This window comes from Curtobacterium sp. MCPF17_011, from assembly GCF_003234145.1.
GTDB lineage: Bacteria > Actinomycetota > Actinomycetes > Actinomycetales > Microbacteriaceae > Curtobacterium.
Genome location: NZ_QKSK01000019.1, coordinates 13,741 through 31,984 on the forward strand (window position 1 = coordinate 13,741; position 18,244 = coordinate 31,984).

15 protein-coding genes and 1 tRNA gene are annotated in these 18,244 nt (G+C 70.7%); 2 read left to right on the forward strand and 14 right to left on the reverse strand.

The window, feature by feature from the left end:
• Positions 1-93: 93 nt before the first annotated feature.
• The gene (locus tag DEJ25_RS16020) at positions 94-1,008 is read right to left on the reverse strand and encodes a DMT family transporter (protein ID WP_181421525.1); all 915 of its coding nucleotides are present in this window, start codon (positions 1,006-1,008) and stop codon (positions 94-96) included.
• 39 nt (positions 1,009-1,047) lie between these two features.
• On the opposite strand from DEJ25_RS16020, the gene def reads away from it, so the two are divergent.
• Complete coding sequence (gene def / locus DEJ25_RS16025) at positions 1,048-1,623, forward strand: peptide deformylase (protein ID WP_111045306.1); 576 nt, start codon at positions 1,048-1,050, stop codon at positions 1,621-1,623.
• An 11-nt stretch (positions 1,624-1,634) separates the two neighbouring features.
• Here def and DEJ25_RS16030 read toward each other — a convergent pair whose 3' ends face one another.
• The 11 genes from DEJ25_RS16030 to dusB all read right to left on the reverse strand — a co-directional run bounded on the left by DEJ25_RS16030 (position 1,635) and on the right by dusB (position 14,859).
• On the reverse strand, positions 1,635-2,156 hold the full coding sequence (locus DEJ25_RS16030) for a hypothetical protein (protein ID WP_111045307.1): 522 nt from the start codon (positions 2,154-2,156) through the stop codon (positions 1,635-1,637).
• Between the two features lie 192 nt (positions 2,157-2,348).
• Positions 2,349-2,421: transfer RNA gene (locus tag DEJ25_RS16035), tRNA-Asn, on the reverse strand.
• A 99-nt stretch (positions 2,422-2,520) separates the two neighbouring features.
• A complete protein-coding gene (locus DEJ25_RS16040) occupies positions 2,521-3,546 on the reverse strand; it encodes a D-isomer specific 2-hydroxyacid dehydrogenase family protein (RefSeq protein ID WP_110903167.1) in 1,026 nt (341 codons plus the stop codon).
• A 68-nt stretch (positions 3,547-3,614) separates the two neighbouring features.
• A complete protein-coding gene (locus DEJ25_RS16045; RefSeq protein ID WP_110903166.1) occupies positions 3,615-4,490 on the reverse strand; it encodes an ATP-binding cassette domain-containing protein in 876 nt (291 codons plus the stop codon).
• A 143-nt stretch (positions 4,491-4,633) separates the two neighbouring features.
• Entirely contained in the window at positions 4,634-6,340 is a 1,707-nt protein-coding gene (locus DEJ25_RS16050) for an ABC transporter ATP-binding protein (RefSeq protein WP_110903165.1), read from the reverse strand.
• Positions 6,337-7,335 (reverse strand): ABC transporter permease, encoded by a 999-nt coding sequence (locus DEJ25_RS16055; RefSeq protein ID WP_110903164.1) that lies wholly within the window; start codon positions 7,333-7,335, stop codon positions 6,337-6,339. Before DEJ25_RS16055 ends, DEJ25_RS16050 begins: the two co-directional genes overlap by 4 nt.
• Positions 7,336-7,337: 2 nt before the next feature.
• On the reverse strand, positions 7,338-8,435 hold the full coding sequence (locus DEJ25_RS16060) for an ABC transporter permease (protein WP_110903163.1): 1,098 nt from the start codon (positions 8,433-8,435) through the stop codon (positions 7,338-7,340).
• 71 nt (positions 8,436-8,506) lie between these two features.
• Positions 8,507-10,126 carry an ABC transporter substrate-binding protein gene (locus tag DEJ25_RS16065; RefSeq protein ID WP_110903162.1) on the reverse strand — a complete coding sequence of 540 codons (1,620 nt, stop codon included), beginning with the start codon at positions 10,124-10,126 and terminating at the stop codon, positions 8,507-8,509.
• 312 nt (positions 10,127-10,438) lie between these two features.
• Positions 10,439-12,361, reverse strand: coding sequence for a DNA primase (dnaG, locus tag DEJ25_RS16070; RefSeq protein ID WP_111045308.1), 1,923 nt, complete (start codon positions 12,359-12,361; stop codon positions 10,439-10,441).
• 66 nt (positions 12,362-12,427) lie between these two features.
• Positions 12,428-13,708, reverse strand: coding sequence for a deoxyguanosinetriphosphate triphosphohydrolase (locus DEJ25_RS16075; protein ID WP_110903160.1), 1,281 nt, complete (start codon positions 13,706-13,708; stop codon positions 12,428-12,430).
• Positions 13,705-14,859, reverse strand: coding sequence for a tRNA dihydrouridine synthase DusB (gene dusB, locus DEJ25_RS16080; RefSeq protein WP_111045309.1), 1,155 nt, complete (start codon positions 14,857-14,859; stop codon positions 13,705-13,707). Before dusB ends, DEJ25_RS16075 begins: the two co-directional genes overlap by 4 nt.
• 47 nt (positions 14,860-14,906) lie before the next feature.
• Between dusB and DEJ25_RS16085 the strand changes: the two genes are divergently transcribed.
• Positions 14,907-15,395: an aminoacyl-tRNA deacylase gene (locus DEJ25_RS16085; protein ID WP_111045310.1), complete on the forward strand. Its 489-nt coding sequence runs from the start codon at positions 14,907-14,909 to the stop codon at positions 15,393-15,395.
• A gap of 451 nt (positions 15,396-15,846) precedes the next feature.
• Here DEJ25_RS16085 and DEJ25_RS16090 read toward each other — a convergent pair whose 3' ends face one another.
• Both DEJ25_RS16090 and DEJ25_RS16095 read right to left on the reverse strand, forming a co-directional pair.
• Positions 15,847-16,566: a DsbA family protein gene (locus DEJ25_RS16090; protein WP_111045311.1), complete on the reverse strand. Its 720-nt coding sequence runs from the start codon at positions 16,564-16,566 to the stop codon at positions 15,847-15,849.
• A 182-nt stretch (positions 16,567-16,748) separates the two neighbouring features.
• Complete coding sequence (locus DEJ25_RS16095) at positions 16,749-18,134, reverse strand: glycine--tRNA ligase (protein WP_111045312.1); 1,386 nt, start codon at positions 18,132-18,134, stop codon at positions 16,749-16,751.
• Between the last annotated feature and the right edge of the window lie 110 nt (positions 18,135-18,244).

Below are 18,244 nucleotides of genomic sequence, written 5' to 3' on the forward strand. Positions count from 1 at the left end.
AGCCGCGCGGCGGACCCGCGTCATCCCCCGGTACGGCACCGAGCGGCGGACGCGGGCAGGGAGACGGACGGGAGGCGCGCCTCCCGTCCGTCGTCACGGTCGCGAGTCGGGGTGGTGCTTCGCCAGGAGGAACACCCCGGTGATCGCGATCGCACCGGCGACGAGGAAGCCGATCCCTGCACCGACGGGAGCGCCGGCGGCCTCGTCCAGGACGATGACACCGATCCCGACGGCGACGATCGGATCGACGACCGTCAGGCCTGCGATGACGAGGTCGGCCGAGCCGCTCGAGTAGGCGTTCTGCACGAAGTACGCGCCGACGGCCGAGGCGACGACGACCCCGACGATGGCGAAGGCGGTGACCCAGTCGAAGGTGCCGTTGACGATGCGGTTCAGCGTGACTTTCGCCAGGGTGGCGACGAAGCCGTAGAGGATGCCCGCGCCGATGATGTAGTACAGCGCGTTGCGACGCTTGGCGACCAGGCGGAACGAGATCACCACGAGCGTCAGGACGACCGCCAGGACCACCAGCACCGTGATGAGCTGCCCGCGGCCGATCGGGCTCTCGCGGCCGTAGAGCGCGGCGATGAGCACGAACAACCCGACGCCACCGATGCACGTCCACACGGCACGCCGAGCCCGGGTGCCGAGCGGGACGCCGGAGCTCCGCGACGAGAACCACGTCGTGACCACGAGGGCCACGGCACCGAGGGGCTGCACGACGATGAGCGGCGCGTAGGTGATGCTCACGAGCTGGAGCACGATCGCAGCACCGAGCATCAGCGTGCCGAGCACCCAGTTGCCGCTGCCGAGGAGCGCGAGGACGTGGCGGACCGACAGCCCCTTCGACTGCTGCCCGAGACGCGCCTCCACCCGCTGCACCCCGCGGCTCTGGAACTGCGCGCCGAGCGACAGGAACACGGCGCCGACGAGGGCGACGGGGATCATGAGCGCCTGGAACGGGGTCAGGTTCTGCACCACGTCGGGGATCGGCAGGTCCGGTGTCACGGGTCGAGGCTATCCGACGCGCGCAGATACCCTGGTTGCATGGCCGTCCTCCCGATCCGGATCACCGGTGAACCCGTCCTGCACACCCCCGCGACCGAGGTTCTCGTCTTCGACGACGACCTGCGCACTCTCGTGGCCGACATGTTCGAGACGATGGACCTGGCGCCGGGCGTCGGGCTCGCCGGACCGCAGGTCGGGGTCGGCCAGCGGTTGTTCGTCTACTCGTGGACCGACGACGACGACGTGCTCTGGCGGGGCGTCGCGATCAACCCGGTGCTGTGGACCACTCCCCCGGTGCCGGAGGCAATCGAGGAGCTCGACGAGGACGACGAGTCCGAGGGGTGCCTGTCCGTGCCCGGAGAACGGTTCCCCCTCCGCCGTTCCGGGTCCGCGCTGCTGCGGGCCGTCGACGAGCACGGCGAACCGTTCGAGATCGAGGCGCACGGGTGGCTCGCCCGCGTGTTCCAGCACGAGTACGACCACCTCGACGGCGTCCTGTACGCCGACCGACTGGTCCACCCGTACGCCAAGCAGGTGCAGAAGGCGATCCGCAAGGCCAGCTGGGGTGGACCGGGACAGTCGTGGCTGCCGGGGCGCGACCACCCCGAGGGCTGACCGCAGCAGCGTCAGCCGCGGTGCGCGTCCAGTGCGTCCCGGAGTCGTGCCATGTCCGGATGTCCCGGGCAGTACCGCTCGAGTCCGGCGGCCAGGTGTTCCTGCTCGACGGTCTCGACCGCCGAGCGCCACGGCCCGGTCCCGCTGACCGCGCAGCCCGCGGCGAGTTCCTCGAGCGTGGCGTCCCCGCGAGCGGCGTCGAGTGCGGACTGCTGCTGTGCCGACGGGACGGTGCCCGTGATCGGGGCGGCCGTGCACGAGGTGCGCCGGTCCTGCCACACAGCGGACGAGGTCGTGTAGGTCTGGACCTCCGGACCGTCACCGACGGTGCAGGTGAACGCGAAGACGATCGGCGAGGTGCCGGTCGGAGCGGAGGACCCTGACGGCGCCGTGGTGGCTGCTGCCGCCGACCCGCTCGCTGCTTCGGCGCGCGCCACGGTCTCGGTCGACGAGCACCCGGTGAGCGCGGTGGCAGCGACTCCGAGCGCGAGCACGGCGATGAGCGTCGCGGAGCGTCGAGGTCGGAGGAGCACCTGTGGACGTTAACAGGTTCCGCCGGCACCTTGCCTGTGGAAGCGCACCACGACGCCCGGGAACCGCAGACATGGAGCGCCGGACCTGCGGCAACACGAGCACCGAGCATCAGCGCTCCGGGCACCGGGCACCGGGCACTGGGGCACCAGGGGAACGAAAAGGCCCCCACCCCGGAGGGTGAGGGCCTGTCGCTCCCCGAGTTGGACTCGAACCAACAACCTGCCGGTTAACAGCCGGCTGCTCTGCCAATTGAGCTATCGAGGATCACTGTCCGCTTGAACAGCAGGTGAAACTGTAGCAGACCCCCGAGTGGCACCGGGACATCGGCTGTGCATCCCGGGCGTGGCGTCCGGGACCGGCGGATCAGTACCCCGCGGCCGGGTCCACGACCCCCACGAACCCCGTGCCGTCACCGCCGAGGAACGCCCGCACGTTCGTGCCGACCCGCTCGGCCAGGAGCGGTGCGACCATCTCCGGTGTGTCAGCCTGGTGCGGCGTGATGAGCGCGCCCGGCTCGCTCCAGAGCGGGTGTCCGTCCGGCAGCGGCTCCGGGTCGGTCACGTCGAGTCCGGCCGCGGTGATCGCCCCGGAGCGCAGCGCGTCCACGAGAGCGTCGGTGTCGACGAGTCCCCCGCGCGCGATGTTCACCAGACGAGCGTGGTCGGGCATGATCGCGAACTGGTGCGCGCCGAGCAGCTTCGACGTGTCCGAGGTCATCGCCGCCGCGACCACGACCACGTCGGCGTCCGGCAGGACCGAGTCGAGCTGGTCGGTGGTGACGGTCCGCGCTGCGCCGGGCACCGCCTCCGGCGACCGGCGGACGACGGTCACGCGGACGTCGAACGGTGCCACGAGCCGCAGGTACTCGAGCGCGATCCCGCCCGCGCCGATGAGCACCACGTGCCGCCCGTACAGCGACATGCCCTCGGGCTCCCGCGACCAGGTGGTGGTCCGGGCGCGCTTCTGCAGCACGCGGAGCGTCGCGAGGGTCAGGGCCAGCGCGTGCTCGGCGACCGGTTCCGCGTAAGCGCCCTTGGCCGAGGTGAAGAGCACGCGGTCGCCGTGCTCGGCGATCAGGTGCGCGAACGCGTCGACGCCCGCGAACGGCAGCTGCACCCAGGTCACCCCGGGCGTGGTCGTCAAGGCGGCCTGCAGCCCGTCCGGATCGCCGGCGTCGAGCCACACGATGCCGCGGGTGTCGTCGCCCAGGTCGGTCAGGGAGCCACCGGCGCGGCGCACGGCGTCCTCGTGCAGTGCGGTCGACGTCGGCAGGATCGTCACCGACCCGGGCGTCGGGGTGCCGACGGGCAACGGTCGCCCGGCGTCGGTCACCACCGCCCGGTGACCCCGTGCCTGCTGCTGCTCGCCCGCGCCTGCCGCACCGCTCATGTCTGTCACACCACTCATGCCTGTCGCACCGCTCATGCCTGTCGCACCGCTCATGCCTGTCGCACCGCTCATGCCTGCCGCACTCCTCCGCGTCCGGCCGTGGCCGGCTTGCGTTTCACCGGTCGCGACGCCGTCGCCGCGAGTGTCCTGACGTACGGGTCCAACGGGTTGTCGAGGACCTCGTCGAAGGGACCGAGCCCGACGAGTCGTCCCGCGCTCATGACCGCGACCCGGTCCGCCAGCGCCCGTGCTTCACGGAGGTCGCTCGAGACGACGATCGCCGAGAACTGGCGGCGCCGCTGGAGACCGGCCAGGGCCTCCAGGACGGACTGGCGGACGAGCACGTCGACGCCGCGGGCGGGTTCGTCCGCGACGAGCAGCTCCGGCTCGAGGACGAGCGCACGGGCCAGGGCGACGCGCTGGCGCTGCCCGCTGGACAGCTCCCACGTGTTGAGCCGGAGCACGCCGAGCGGCAGGTGGACGGCGTCGACCAGGCGGGCGACGATGAGGCCGGCCTCCTTCCGGTCGAACCGGCGGTCGCGGGCGTAGATCGGTTCCGCGATCGCCTCGCCGACGAGCAGGTCCGGCCGCAGCCGGTCCGCGCCGTCCTGCGGCAGGTAGCCGATCTGCCCGGTCAAGCGCGTGTAGCGCCGCGAGGACTGCCGGAGCCGACGTGTCGGCTGACCGAGCACACTGAGCTCCCCGCCGACGATCCGACGACGGTGCGCGCCCTCGCCCTCGCCGTGCGTGCCGAGCTGCCCGGCGACGGCGGCGGCGAAGGTGGACTTCCCCGAGCCGGACTCGCCGAGCACCGCGAGGATCTCACCCCACCCGAGCGTCAGGCTCACGCCGTCCACCGCGCGCATCGGGTTCTTCACCGGCCCGCCCCGGTACTCGATGCTGACGTCGTCCGCGACGACGGCCGGACCGTTCTCCCCGGTCATGGAACCCCTTCTCCTGCCGCGTGCGCCCTGCCGCGGTCCACACCGGACGGGAGGCCCGGACCATTCGTCCGCGCGACGTGCGTCGCGGACGTGGCCGGGCCTCCTGGCTGGTCGGGGTGCACCCGACGGTGTGTCACCGTCGGTCAGGCCCCGGCCTGCTCCAGTCGCTCCAGCGTACGCCGTCGCTCGGCCTGCTCCGTCGGGTCCGGCACCGGCAGCGAGGCGAGCAGCCGCCGCGTGTACGGGTGCTGCGGGGCGCCGAGCACCTCGGCCGTGGTGCCGGTCTCGACCAGGTCACCGCGGTACAGCACGGCGATCCGGTCGGACAGTGCACCGACGACGGCGAGGTCGTGGCTGATGAACAGCGACGCGAAGCCGAAGTCCTGCTGGAGCTCGAGGAACAGCTCCAGCACGCGCGCCTGGACCGACACGTCGAGCGCACTCGTCGGCTCGTCGGCGATGAGCAGCTTCGGCCGGAGCGCCAGCGACCGCGCGAGCGAGGCACGCTGCCGCTGTCCGCCGGAGAGCTCGTGCGGGTACCGGTCGCCGTACGCGGCGGGCAGCTGCACGGCCTCCATCAGCTCGTCCACCTGTTTGCGCGCGGCACGCGGCGACGAGGCGACCCCGTGCACGACGAGCGGCTCGGCGACGCACTCGGCGATCGTCAGCAGCGGGTTGAAGGAGGTCGCCGGGTCCTGGAAGACGAACCCGATGTCCTTCCGCAGCCGCTTGAAGTCACGCTCCTTGTACCCGAGCATCTCGGTGCCCAGGACGTTGAGCGAGCCGCCGGTGATCTTCGTCAGGCCGGCGATGGCGCGACCGATGGTGGTCTTGCCCGAGCCGGACTCCCCCACCAGGCCGAGGACCTCACCAGGCCGGATCACCAGGTCGACGCCCTTGACCGCGCGGAAGGCGGGTGAGCCGAGCCGCCCCGGGTACTCGATCTCGAGCCCCTTCGCGGACACGACCGGCTCGACGTCCTCGGTGATGAGGGCACGACGGGCCACGCCGGTCGATGCCTCGAGCCGGGGGACGGCAGCCAGCAGGCGCTTCGTGTAATCGGCCTGCGGGGCGGCGAAGAGCTGCTCCACGGGGGCCTCCTCGACGACCTCGCCCTGGTACATCACGGCGACGCGGTCGGCCAGGTCGGCGACCACGCCCATGTTGTGCGTGATGATGACGATCGCCGCGCCGAACTCGTCGCGGCAGCGGCGGAGCAGGTCGAGGATCTCGGCCTGCACCGTCACGTCGAGGGCGGTGGTCGGCTCGTCGGCGATGATCACGCTGGGCTCGAGGGCGAGCGCGCTGGCGATGACGACGCGCTGCTTCTGTCCGCCGGAGAACTGGTGCGGGTAGTGGTCGACGCGCGTCTCCGGGTCGGGGATGCCGACACGGCGCAGGTAGTCGATCGCCTTCGCGCGGGCCTCCTTCTTGGAGACACCGCCGTGTGCGCGCAGCCCCTCGGCGATCTGCCACCCGACCGTGAACACCGGGTTGAGCGCCGTGGACGGTTCCTGGAAGACCATCGCGCCGGCGGTGCCGCGCAACTCACGCAGCTTCTGAGAACCCACCGCGACGACGTCGGTGCCGTCGAGCAGGACCGCACCACCGAGCGTCGCGGTCTCGGGCATCAACCGGAGCATGCTCCGCGCCGTGACCGACTTGCCCGAGCCGGACTCGCCGACCAGCGCGAGGACCTCGCCGGGTCGGACGTCGATGCTGACGCCCTTGACCGCGTCCACGGCGCCGCCGTCGGTCGCGAAGGTGACGGTGAGGTCGTCGACGACGACGACCGGGTCGGCCGCGGTGCGGCCGGTGTCGGGCTGGAGGCCCGTGGATGCGTTGCTCATGCTGCTGCCCCTTCCGCGTTGGTCGCCTTGTCGCGCGTGGAGACCAGCTGCTTCAACCGCCGGCGTGCGCGCAGGCGGGGATCGGAGATGTCGTTGAGGCTCTCACCGATGAACGTCACACCGAGGACGAGCAGCACGATGGCGACACCGGGGAACACGCCGGTCCACCAGACGCCGCTCGCGACGTCGGACAGTGCACGGCTGAGGTCGTAGCCCCACTCGGCACCCTGGGTCGGGCCGATGCCGAACCCGAGGAAGCCGAGGCCGGCCAGGGTCAGCACCGCGTCACTTGCGTTCAGGGTGAGGATCAGCGGCAGCGACCGGGTCGAGTTCCGGAGCACGTGCCGCGTCATGATGCGCCACGGGTTCGTGCCGATGACCCGGGCGGACTCGACGAAGGCGTCGTTCTTCAGGCGCACGGCCTCGGCACGGACCACCCGGAAGTACTGCGGGATGTAGACGACGGTGATCGAGATCGCCGCCGCCGTGATGCCACCCCAGTAGTTCGAGTTTCCGCCGGAGACCACGATCGAGACGACGATGGCGAGCAGCAGCGACGGGAACGCGTAGATCGCGTCGGCGACGACCACGAGCACGCGGTCGAGCCAGCCGCCGATGTACCCGGAGACCATGCCGAGGACGACGCCGATCGCGATGGAGACCACCACCGCGACGATGACGACGAGCACCGCGGTGCGCGCGCCGTAGATGACGCGACTGAACACGTCGAGGCCGCCGACGGTGGTGCCCCAGATGTGCTCGGCGCTCGGGGCGCCGGTGCGGGGGAAGTTCACGCCGTCGGCACCCTGCTGGTCACCGAAGCCGTACGGCGCGATGAGCGGGGCGAAGACCGCGACGAGCAGGTAGAGGGCGCAGATGACCACGCCGACGATGAGCATGGCGCGTTGCCACCCGGTGCTCCGACGGAGCTGGACGACGACGGGGAGCCGCTTCCACAGCGGCTCGTGGCGGTCGACGAGGGTGATGTCGGACATCGTCAGAACCTCACTCTCGGGTCGATGAGCGCCGCGACGACGTCGACGACGAAGTTCGTGACGGCGACGATCACCGCCAGCATCGCGACGATGCCCTGCACGGCGACGAAGTCACGGGCGGACAGGTACTGGTTGAGCTCGAACCCGAGCCCCCGCCAGCCGAAGGTGGTCTCGGTGAGCACCGAGCCGCCGAGCAGCATGGCGATCTGCAGCCCCATCACGGTGATGATCGGCACGAGCGCCGGACGGAACGCGTGCGTCCGGACGAGCCGTGACTCGCGCACACCCCGGGAGCGGGCGGCGTCGACGTACTCGGACCCGAGGGAGCCGATCATGTTCGCCCGCACCAGTCGGAGGAAGATGCCGGCGGTCAGCAGGCCGAGCGTCAGCGCCGGCAGGACCGCGTGCTGCAGGACGTCGCTGATGATCTGGCCGTTGCCGGTGCGGATCGCGTCGATGAGGAACACCCCGGTGGGGTTCTCGATCCGGTCCAGGATGAGTTGCACCCGGGTCGAGGCCCGGTCGCCGAGCGGCAACCACCCGAGCCAGACCGAGAAGACGAGCTTGAGCAGCAAGCCGCCGAAGAACACCGGCGTGGCGTACGTCAGGATCGCGAGGGCACGGAGCAGCACGTCGGGCCACTTGTCGCGCAGGTAGGCGGCGAGCATGCCGAGCGGGATGCCGAGCACCAGGGCGACGATGAGGGCGTAGAACACCAGCTCCGCCGTGGCGCCGCCGTACTGCAGGATGATCTCGGTCACCGGGCGGTTGTCGGTGACGGACGAGCCGAAGTCACCGCGGACGATCTGGCCGAGGTACTCGATGTACTGGACGATCACCGGGCGGTCGTAACCGGCGGCGTGCAGGCGTTCCTGCAGCTGCGTGGGCGTGAGCCGCCCGCCGACCGAGGCGGTGATCGGGTTCCCGACGACACGCATCAGGAAGAAGACCAGTGTCACCAGGATGAACACGGTCGGGAAGATCAGGAGGAAGCGGATGAGGATGTACCGGCCGAGTCCGCCGCCCTGTCCCTTGGCACGTCGCTGTGCCTGGGGTTTCGTGGGCTCGGTCTCGATCGCCTCGGGGTTCGTGAGGGTCACGGGGTCTGTGCCTTTCGCATGACGCCGAGAGGGGGCGCCCCTCGTGGGAGCGCCCCCTTCCGTCCGTCTGGTTACTTGGTGATGGTCCCGTAGCGGAACTTGAAGGACGCGTCGAGGGTGACACCCTTGACGTCCTTGCCGGCCACGGCGACCGACTTGCCCTGCAGGAGCGGGAGGGTCGAGATCTGCTCGGCCTCACGCTGCTGGGCCTTCTCGATGATCGCGGCACGCTTGTCGGCGTCCGACTCTTCCTGCTCGTCGGCGATCAGACCCTGGATGGTCGGGTCGTCGTAGTGGTTCTGCACGAAGTTGTCCTTCGTGAAGAACGGCGAGAGGTAGTTGTCGGCGTCCGAGAAGTCCGGGAACCAACCGAGCTGGTACAGCGGGTAGGCGTCCTTCGTGCGCTCCACGGCGTAGGTCGTGTAGACCGTCGACTGGATGTTCACGGTGAACAGGCCGGAGTCCTCGAGCTGGGTCTTCAGCGTGGCGTACTCGTCGTCCGAGGCCGAGCCGTAGTGGTCCGGCGAGTACTGGATGTCGAGCTCGATCTTGCCCGAGACACCGGCGTCGGCCAGCGTCTTCTTGGCCTTGTCGACGTCCGGCGCACCGTTGCCGTCACCGTAGAGCGACTTGAACGGCGTCGCGGCACCGGTCAGACCGTCCGGCACCATCGAGTAGACGGGCGTGTAGGTGTCGTTGTAGACCTCCTTGGCGAGCTCGTCACGGTCGACGACGTCCGCGACGGCCTGGCGCACGGCCAGGGCCTTCGCGTCGTCGGCGTCGCTCTGGCCGGTGCCGAAGGGCTGCGTCTTGAAGTTGAAGACCACGTAGCGGATCTCGCCGCCGGGGCCGTCGATGACCTGCAGCTTCGAGTCCTTGCGGAGCGACGAGATGTCGGTCGGGGTCAGGGAGCGGTACGCCACGTCGACGTCGCCCTTCTGGACCGCGAGCTTCAGGTCGGTCTCCTTGGTGAAGTACTGGGCGGTGACGTCCTTGGTCTTCGCCTTGTCGAGGACACCGTCGTACTTGTCGTTCGCCTCGTACGCGATCAGGTCGTTCTCCTTGTAGGAGGTGATCTTGTACTGGCCGGCGAAGGCGTTGCCCTTGACGATGTCGTCCGCGCTGGTGAGCTTCGTCGCCGAGAACACGTCCTCGTCGACGATCGGACCGGCGGGGCTGGAGAGCACCTGCGGCCAGGTCTGGTCGGCGTGGTCGAGGTGGAAGACGACCGTCGTGGCGTCCGGCGTGTCGATGCTCTTGAGGTTCGCGAGCAGCGACCACGGGCCGTTGTCGTTCTTGATCTTCAGGTCACGCTCGAACGAGAACTTGACGTCGCTCGAGGTGAGCTTGTTGCCGTTCGCGAACTCGAGACCCTTCTTCAGGGTGACCTCGTACGTGGTCGGGTCGGTGAACTCCGCCTTCGTGGCGATGTCCGGCTCGACGTCCGGGCTGCCCGTCGGGGTGTTCATGAGGAACGGGAACACCTGGTTCTGCACGGCGAACGAGCCGTTGTCGTACGAGCCGGCCGGGTCGAGCGACGTGATCTTGTCGGTCGTGCCGATGATCAGGCCGTCGAGGTCGCCGGAGCCACCGCTGGTGCCGCCTGCGCAGCCGGTGAGGACGAGCGCGGTCGCCGCGGCGCCGGCGCCGAGTGCGAGGGTGCGCTTGCCCCATGTGGAAACGGATGCCATGTCCGATTGCCTCTCTGATGTGGTTGCAGGAGTCCTGGGACCGAGTGGAACGGGCTGTGTCCGGTCGCAGGGACGTTCAATGGTCACACCATGCCAGACATCAGGAGGCACCGGAGACCGATTGTTTACACCGCTGTAACGCAGGATCGCGCCTGCGAGCGCATGATCGGAGGCGGTGTGTCCGGCGCGGCGCGCAGCTTCCTTGCGCCCCGACGTCGACTGTTGCGTGGGGCAACTCCTCGGTTCCGCGGGGATCGCGGGCGTCCCGAGCGCACCCGACGCTCCTCGGCAGGGTGCGGTGCCGTGGCGCGCTCAGGCGCCGGGAGTGTCCGCGCGGAGCCGCATCCGCTGGGCGTCGAGGTCCATCAGCTGGCGCTGCACATCTGCCCGACGCTCCTGGTCGGACGGGTCGGTGCGCTGCAGTTGTCCGAGCAGCGATGCCTTCCGCGCGAGCAGGTCGCGTTCCACCAGGGCGACCACGATGCCTCGGCAGTAGATCGCCAGGTCCTCGTCCGAGCGGGCCGGGATCGGTGCGAGTGCGAGCTCCTGCACGAGTGATCGGAACGGGGCCGGTACGTCGCCGAGCAGCTTGTCGAGCCACGCCCGGTCCCCCACCGCGTCGATGTTCGCGATGACGGCGTCACGGACGACCGAGAGCATGCGCGCCGAGAACGTCGCCGACGCCGCCAGCGCGAGCAGTGGGACGCCGACGGACTGCGGCTGCTGCACCATCGCCATCACCGCGTCGCGCTCCATCCGCGCGATCGGGTCGTCCGGCAGCGACCGGATGCTCGCCTGCGGTTCCTCGGGCACGACCGGACCATCGCCGTTGTGTCCGGACCCGGTCTGCCCGGCGCCGGACGCGCCTCCCGCACGAGAGCCCTGCGCGCCGTCTGCCGGACGACGACGGACCGCGGCGACCGCACGGCGGACGTCCTCGATGTCCATCCCGAGCCACCCTGCGGTGTTCCGGATGTAGCCGTCGGCCAGTGCCCGGTCGCGGATGTCCGCGATGACGGGTGCGCACTCGCGGAGCCCGCCGACCCGGCCCTCGACCGTGTCCAGGTCGTGGCCGTCGAGCCGGCGGCGGATCATGAACTCGAACATCGGGCGGCGGTTCTCCACCAGGCGGCGGATCGCGTCGTCCCCGCGGGCCAGTCGGAGGTCGCACGGGTCGAGCCCGCCCGGGGCGACCGCGACGTACGTCTGCGAGGCGAAACGCTGCTCCTCGGCGAACGCGCGGGAGGCCGCGCGCTGCCCCGCCTCGTCCGGGTCGAACGTGAACACGATCTGCCCGAGCTGCGAGACGTGCTGTCCGGCGGAGTCGCCGAGCATCGGGCGGAGGACCTTGATGTGGTCGACGCCGAACGACGTGCCACAGGTGGCGACCGCGGTGGTGATGCCGGCGAGGTGGCACGCCATGACGTCGGTGTAGCCCTCGACGATGACGACCTGCTTGCCCTTCGCGATCTCCTTGCGGGCCAGGTCGAGCCCGTAGAGCACCTGGCTCTTGTGGTAGATCGGGGTCTCCGGCGTGTTGAGGTACTTCGGGCCCTTGTCGTCCTCGAGCAGGCGACGGGCGCCGAAGCCGATCGTCGCCCCGGTGACGTCGCGGATCGGCCACATCAGGCGTCCGCGGAACCGGTCGTACGGGGAGCGGTCGCCCTGGCTGACGAGCCCCGCGGCGACGATCTCGTCGATGCTGAACCGCAGGCCGCGGAGGTGGTCCTTGAGCGCGTCGAACGACTTGGGGGCGAAGCCGACGCCGAAGTGCTGCGCCGCGGCCGGGTCGAAGCCGCGCTCCCCGAGGAACCGGCGTGCCGGCTCGGCGGCAGCCGTGGTCAGCTGCGCGGTGAAGAACGCCAGCGCGGCCTCGTTCGCCGCGATCAGCCGGGCACGGGCGTTGTAGTCGGTGCGGGGGCCGTCGCCCTCTTCGTAGTGGAGCGTGAAGCCGATCTTCGCGGCCATCCGCTCGACGGCCTCCTGGAAGGTCGTGTGGTCCTGGGACATCAGGAAGCTGAAGACGTCGCCGTCCTCGCCACAGCCGAAGCAGTGGTACCGGCCGACCTGGGGGCGGACGTGGAACGACGGGGTGCGCTCGTCGTGGAAGGGGCACAGGCCCTTGAGCGAGCCGACGCCGGCGGACTTCAGCGTGACGTAGTCGCCCACGACGTCGGCGATGTCGACGCGCGCGCGGACCTCGTCGATGTCGTTCCGCGCGATCAGCCCTGCCACCCGACGATTCTAGTTCGGCGCGCCGACGACGACCGACCGGCGTGGACGGCGGTGGTCGGCGACGGCTCAGACCGCGATGTGGACGGGCTCGCGCTCCCCCACGACCAGGCGCTTGTGCCACGCCAGGGCACCCTGGTCCGTGAGGCTGGCGACCTGGTCGACGACGGCCCGGAGTCGCCCGGCGTCGTCCCCGGCGGCGCGCCAGTCGGCGGCGAACCCGGGCTCGAGCGCCGAGTCCTCGCGCGCGGCTATCGCGTCGAGCAGCTCGGTCAGGATCCGCCGCTGGTCCTCGTAGACGGGCTGTCGGTCCCCCTGCGTCATCACGAATGCCGCGACGATGCCCTTGAGGACGGCGATCTCGCCGATGATCTCCGGCGGGGTGACCACGCTCGCCGCGAACCGGACGAGCGACCCGGAGGCGTACGCCTGCCGCGTGGCGGTCGTCGCGGTGCGGGCGAACCGCCCGATGAGCTGACTGGTCAGGTTCTTGAGACGGGCCTGGTCCTGCCGGGAGCCGTCGTAGGCGGTCATCCAGAGCGACATCCCACGCAGCCGGTCGAACGCCTCGAGCAGTTCGTCGCGGCTGAGGTCGTCGCCCACCCACGCGTGCATGGCGGTGACGATGTCGTTCTCGCCGACCCGGTCCCCGAGCGCTGCGACGTCGATGAAGCCCGCGACCACGGCGTCCTCGAAGTCGTGCACCGAGTACGCGATGTCGTCGGACAGGTCCATCACCTGGGCCTCGATGCAGCGCTGCCGGCGGGGTGCGCCGGCACGGAGCCAGGCGAACGCCTCGTGGTCGTCGTCGTAGAAGCCGAACTTCGTGCGCCCGGACGATGCTTCGCCGACGCCCTGGGACGCCGGCCACGGGTACTTGCAGCTGGCGTCCAGGGAAGCGCGCGTCAGGTTCAGTCCGTAGGCGCGTCCGTCGTCGCCGTAGACCTTCGGCTCGAGCCGGGTGAGCAGTCGGAGGGTCTGCGCGTTGCCCTCGAACCCGCCGATGCCGACGGCCCAGGCGTTGACCGCGGTCTCGCCGTTGTGGCCGAACGGTGGGTGGCCGATGTCGTGCGCCAGGCATGCCGTGTCGACGACGTCCGGATCGAGCCCCAGGCTGTCGGCGAGCTCGCGCCCGACCTGGGCGACCTCGAGCGAGTGCGTCAGGCGGTTCCGGGCGAAGTCCAAGCCCGTCGTCGGGCTGAGCACCTGGGTCTTCGCGGCCAGGCGTCGCAGCGCACTGGAGTGCAGCAGGCGGGCACGGTCGCGGGCGAAGTCGCTCCGCCGGTTGCCGTGTTCCTCGGGGAACCAACGGTCGGCGTCGGCCGGACCGTACGACGAGGTGGCGCTCATCCGCCGCTGTGGTGCATCTCGGCGGCGGCCAGGACCTTGCGGAACTCCGAGTCGACGTCGCGGCTCTCGAGCCAGCGGTCCGGCAGTGCGGTCCGCTTCGCGTGACCGGCACGACCACGCGGGCCCTCGACGTCGGCGCCGGGGTAGGGCGCGGCCCAGTCGAGCTGGCCGAGCAGGTCGTCGACCTCCTGCAGGCTGGAGGCCATCGCCAGGCCGGAGCGGACCTCGCCACCGATCGGGTAGCCCTTGAAGTACCAGGCCACGTGCTTCCGGATGTCCCGGCAACCGTGCTCTTCCGACTCGAAGAACTCGACGAGCAGTTCGGCGTGCCGACGGAAGGCGACCGCGACGTCGCCGAGGCTCGGCGCCGCACGGAGGTCCTCGCCACGGAACGCCGCCGCGAGGTCGCCGAACAGCCACGGGCGGCCGAGGCACCCACGACCGACGACCACGCCGTCGCAGCCGGTCTCGTCGACCATCCGCAGGGCGTCGGCGGCGGACCAGATGTCCCCGTTGCCGAGGACCGGGATGTCGGTGATCGTCTCCTTGAGGGTCGCGATCGCCGACCAGTCGGCCTGCCCGGAGTAGTGCTCGTTGGCGGTGCGGGCATGCAGCGCGACGCTCGCGACACCGGCGTCGCGCGCGATGCGGGCGGCGTCGAGGTAGGTCAGGTGGTCACCGTCGATGCCCTTGCGCATCTTCACGGTGACCGGGACGTCGCCTGCGGCCTTGACGGTCTTCGTGACGAGGTCGCGGAACAGGTCGAGCTTCCACGGCAGTGCCGCTCCGCCGCCCTTCCGCGTGACCTTCGGCACCGGGCAGCCGAAGTTCAGGTCGATGTGGTCCGCGCGGTCCTCACCGACGAGGATCGTGGCGGCTTCGGCGACGGTGTTCGGCTCCACGCCGTACAGCTGGATCGACCGCGGCGTCTCGGACTCGTGGTGCCGGATGAGCCGCATCGACTCGGGCGTCCGCTCGACCAGGGCACGGGACGTGATCATCTCGCACACGTACAACCCGGCGCCGTACTCACGGCAGAGGCGGCGGTACGCCATGTTCGTGATGCCGGCCATCGGGGCGAGCACGACGGGCGCATCGACCTGGATCGGGCCGATGCGCAGTGGTGCTGCTGCTGCTTGTGTGATCGTCATACGACTCCCATTCTCCCACGTCGTCGCCCGCGGGTACCGTTCTCCACATGACCGTTCCGGATGCCGTCACCCGCTTCGACTCCGACGCCGCCGCCCGCGGCCTCGACGTGCAGGTCGTCGAGCGTCCTGCCGCCGACTCGCTGGAGGGCGCCGCGGCACTGCTCGGCATCGATCCCGGCGACATCGTGAAGACCCTGGTCGTGAAGCGGCACGACGGTGGCTTCCTGCTGGCGCTCGTCCCCGGCGGGCGGAGCATCGCGTGGAAGAAGCTCCGTACGATCGTCGGCGTGAACAAGCTCTCGATGCCCGATGCGGCGACCGCCCTCGAGGCGAGCGGCTACGAGCGCGGCACCATCACCCCGATCGGCGCGGCCGGTGACCTGCCCGTCTTCGCCGACGAGCGGGTGCTCGGGCGACGGATCGCCCTCGGTGCCGGGCGGCACGGCGCGAGCGCCTTCGTCGACGGCGATGCCCTCGTCGCCGCGTACGGCGCGACGGTCGCCGACATCACCGACGAGGAACCCGTCCGCCCCTGACGGGCGTCGCGCAGCGCGCGGGTCGCGCCCCACTGCGCACGTCGCACCGGTCGAGCCCCGCCGCGCACGTCGCACCGATCGCCCGCCGCTACGCATGTCGCACCCCGCTACGCATGTCGCGCCCCGCTACGCACGTCGCGCCCCGTCGGAACGGGGCGCGGCGTCGAGTACCGCGACGGCAGACGCCGAACGAGGCGCTGCGTCGCGGACGGTGACGGCGGACGCCGTCAGTCCGGGACCTCGGACCAGTCCCCCTCGGCGCCCGGCACGAAGCACGAGTCGCCCTCGCAGACGGGCGCGGCCCCCGGCGTGACCAACGTCAGCAGGGCGGGGCGTCCCTCTCCCCACGAGCTCGGCCGCCCCGCCGCTTCGCGACGCGTCGGTACCGGCTCGCGTGCGCCCAGGCCGGCCGGGAGGCCCGACTCACGCCCCGCAGGACCCGTCGCGCCCGTCATCGGGTCGCCCCGGCATCCGCTGCCGCGTCGTCGTCCGCGCGCTGGGCCGCCTCGGCGACCTCCTGCGGCGTCGACTCGCGGAGCGCGACCACCTGGCGGAGGACCTGCTCGAACGCGGCCGGGTCCTGCGCGCCCGAGACGCCGTACTTGCCGTCGATGACGAAGAACGGCACGCCGTTGATGCCGTACGCCTGCGCCTGGGACTGGTCGGCGCGGACCGCGGCGAGTTGGCTGTCCTCGCGGAGGGTGGCGAGCACCTCGTCGCGGTCGATGCCGACCTCGGCGGCGAGGTCCGCCAGCGATTCGTCCTGCCCGACGTGCTCGCCCCGCTCGAAGTACGCGGCGAAGAGGCGTTCGACCATCTCGAGCTGCTTGCCGTGCTGCTTGGCGAGGTGGATGACCTGGTGCGCCTTGACCGTGTTCGTGTGGCGGAGGGCGTCGTAGTCGTAGTGCAGGTCGACCTGGGCGGCGATGCCGGCGACCTGGTCGATCATCTGCTGCGCCTGCTGCACCGGCAGGCCCTTGTGCTGCGAGAGGAACTCGGCCTCGGTGCCCTCGAAGTCGACGGGGGTGTCCGGGCTGAGTTCGAAGGAGTGGTACTCGACCTCGACCGGGCCGCCGAACGCGGACACGCCCGCTTCGAACTTGCGCTTGCCGATGTAGCACCAGGGGCAGGCGATGTCCGACCAGACATCGACCTTCACGGAGTCGTCCATGCTGAGCCCAACGCGCGCCGGTGCCGCGCATTCCCGGCGCCGACACGGCGCTACGCCGGCACGGCGGCACGGCGTCGTCCGGCTGGGCACAACGGAAACCGCCCCGCGCCACGGGATCCCGTGGCGCGGGGCGGTTCCTGTTGGGCGAGTCCGACCGGCAGCGCGCGGCCGTGACCGCGCCGCTACGCGCCGAGCAGCCGCTCGGCCAGGAAGCCCTGCAGCCGGTCGAGGCCGACGCGCTCCTGGCTCATCGTGTCGCGCTCGCGCACCGTGACGGCCTTGTCCTCGAGCGTGTCGAAGTCGACCGTGATGCAGAACGGCGTACCGATCTCGTCGTGGCGCCGGTAGCGACGGCCGATCGCGCCGGCGTCGTCGAAGTCCACGTTCCAGGTCTTGCGCAGGTCGTCGGCCAGGCCGCGGGCGACCGGCGACAGCTGCTCGTTGCGGGACAGCGGCAGGACCGCGGCCTTCACGGGCGCCAGGCGCGGGTCGAGGCGCAGCACGGTGCGCTTGTCGACGCCGCCCTTCGCGTTCGGGGCCTCGTCCTCGTGGTAGGAGTCGAGCAGGAACGCCATGAGCGCACGGGTCAGGCCGAAGGACGGCTCGATGACGTACGGCACGTACTTCTCGTTCGCGGCCTGGTCGAAGTAGCGGAGGTCCTGCCCCGACGCCTCGATGTGGTTCTTCAGGTCGAAGTCGGTGCGGTTCGCGACGCCCATGAGCTCGCCCCACTCGGTGCCGGCGAACCCGAAGCGGTACTCGATGTCGGCGGTCGCGTCGGAGTAGTGCGCCCGCTCACCGTCCGGCACGTCGAAGCGGCGGAGGTTCTCCGGGTCGATGCCGAGGTCCGTGTAAAACGCGACGGCGTCGGCGATCCACTGCTCGTAGTGCTCCTGCGCCGAGGCCGGCGGGACGAAGTACTCGATCTCCATCTGCTCGAACTCACGCGTGCGGAAGATGAAGTTGCCCGGTGTGATCTCGTTGCGGAACGCCTTGCCGACCTGACCGATGCCGAACGGGGGCTTCATGCGGCTGGTCGTGACCACCTGCGCGAAGTCGACGAAGATGCCCTGGGCGGTCTCGGGGCGCAGGAAGTTCAGGCCCTCCTCCGACTCGACCGGCCCGAGGTAGGTCTTGAGCATGCCGCTGAACTCGCGGGGCTCGGTCCACTCGCCGCGGGTGCCGCAGTTCGGGCAGGCGATCTCGGCCATGCCACCCTCGGGCGCGCGGCCCTTCTTCGCCTCGAACGCCTCGAGCAGGTGGTCCTCGCGGAAGCGGTGGTGGCAGTGCAGGCACTCGACGAGCGGGTCGGTGAAGGTCGCGACGTGCCCGGAGGCCTCCCACACCTTGCGGGGCAGGATGACGGCGGAGTCCAGGCCGACCATGTCACCGCGGCCGCGGACGAACCGCTGCCACCACTGGCGCTTGATGTTCTCCTTGAGCTCCACACCGAGGGGCCCGTAGTCCCATGCGGAGCGGGATCCGCCGTAGATCTCCCCCGACTGGAAGACGAACCCACGGCGCTTGGCCAGGGCGATGACGCTGTCGAGACGGGAGGGCTGTGCCACGTGGAGCTCCTGTGTTCGCCGAGCTGGGTGCTCGGTGTTGCGGGCGGACCCGGCAATGCTAGCGGCCCGGGAGGCCCATCCCGCCCCCGCCCGGACGCCTCACCCTGTCC

Bases quoted from the DNA above. Each gene is read 5' to 3' on its own strand.
- DEJ25_RS16040 (WP_110903167.1), bottom strand. From the start codon at position 3,546: ATGAGCGGTGCGGCAGGCGCGGGCGAGCAGCAGCAGGCACGGGGTCAC.
- DEJ25_RS16085 (WP_111045310.1), top strand. From the start codon at position 14,907: ATGACCGTTCCGGATGCCGTCACCCGCTTCGACTCCGACGCCGCCGCC.
- dusB (WP_111045309.1), bottom strand. From the start codon at position 14,859: ATGACGATCACACAAGCAGCAGCAGCACCACTGCGCATCGGCCCGATC.
- DEJ25_RS16065 (WP_110903162.1), bottom strand. From the start codon at position 10,126: ATGGCATCCGTTTCCACATGGGGCAAGCGCACCCTCGCACTCGGCGCC.
- def (WP_111045306.1), top strand. From the start codon at position 1,048: ATGGCCGTCCTCCCGATCCGGATCACCGGTGAACCCGTCCTGCACACC.
- DEJ25_RS16050 (WP_110903165.1), bottom strand. From the start codon at position 6,340: ATGAGCAACGCATCCACGGGCCTCCAGCCCGACACCGGCCGCACCGCG.
- DEJ25_RS16045 (WP_110903166.1), bottom strand. From the start codon at position 4,490: ATGACCGGGGAGAACGGTCCGGCCGTCGTCGCGGACGACGTCAGCATC.
- DEJ25_RS16075 (WP_110903160.1), bottom strand. From the start codon at position 13,708: ATGAGCGCCACCTCGTCGTACGGTCCGGCCGACGCCGACCGTTGGTTC.
- DEJ25_RS16090 (WP_111045311.1), bottom strand. From the start codon at position 16,566: ATGGACGACTCCGTGAAGGTCGATGTCTGGTCGGACATCGCCTGCCCC.
- DEJ25_RS16055 (WP_110903164.1), bottom strand. From the start codon at position 7,335: ATGTCCGACATCACCCTCGTCGACCGCCACGAGCCGCTGTGGAAGCGG.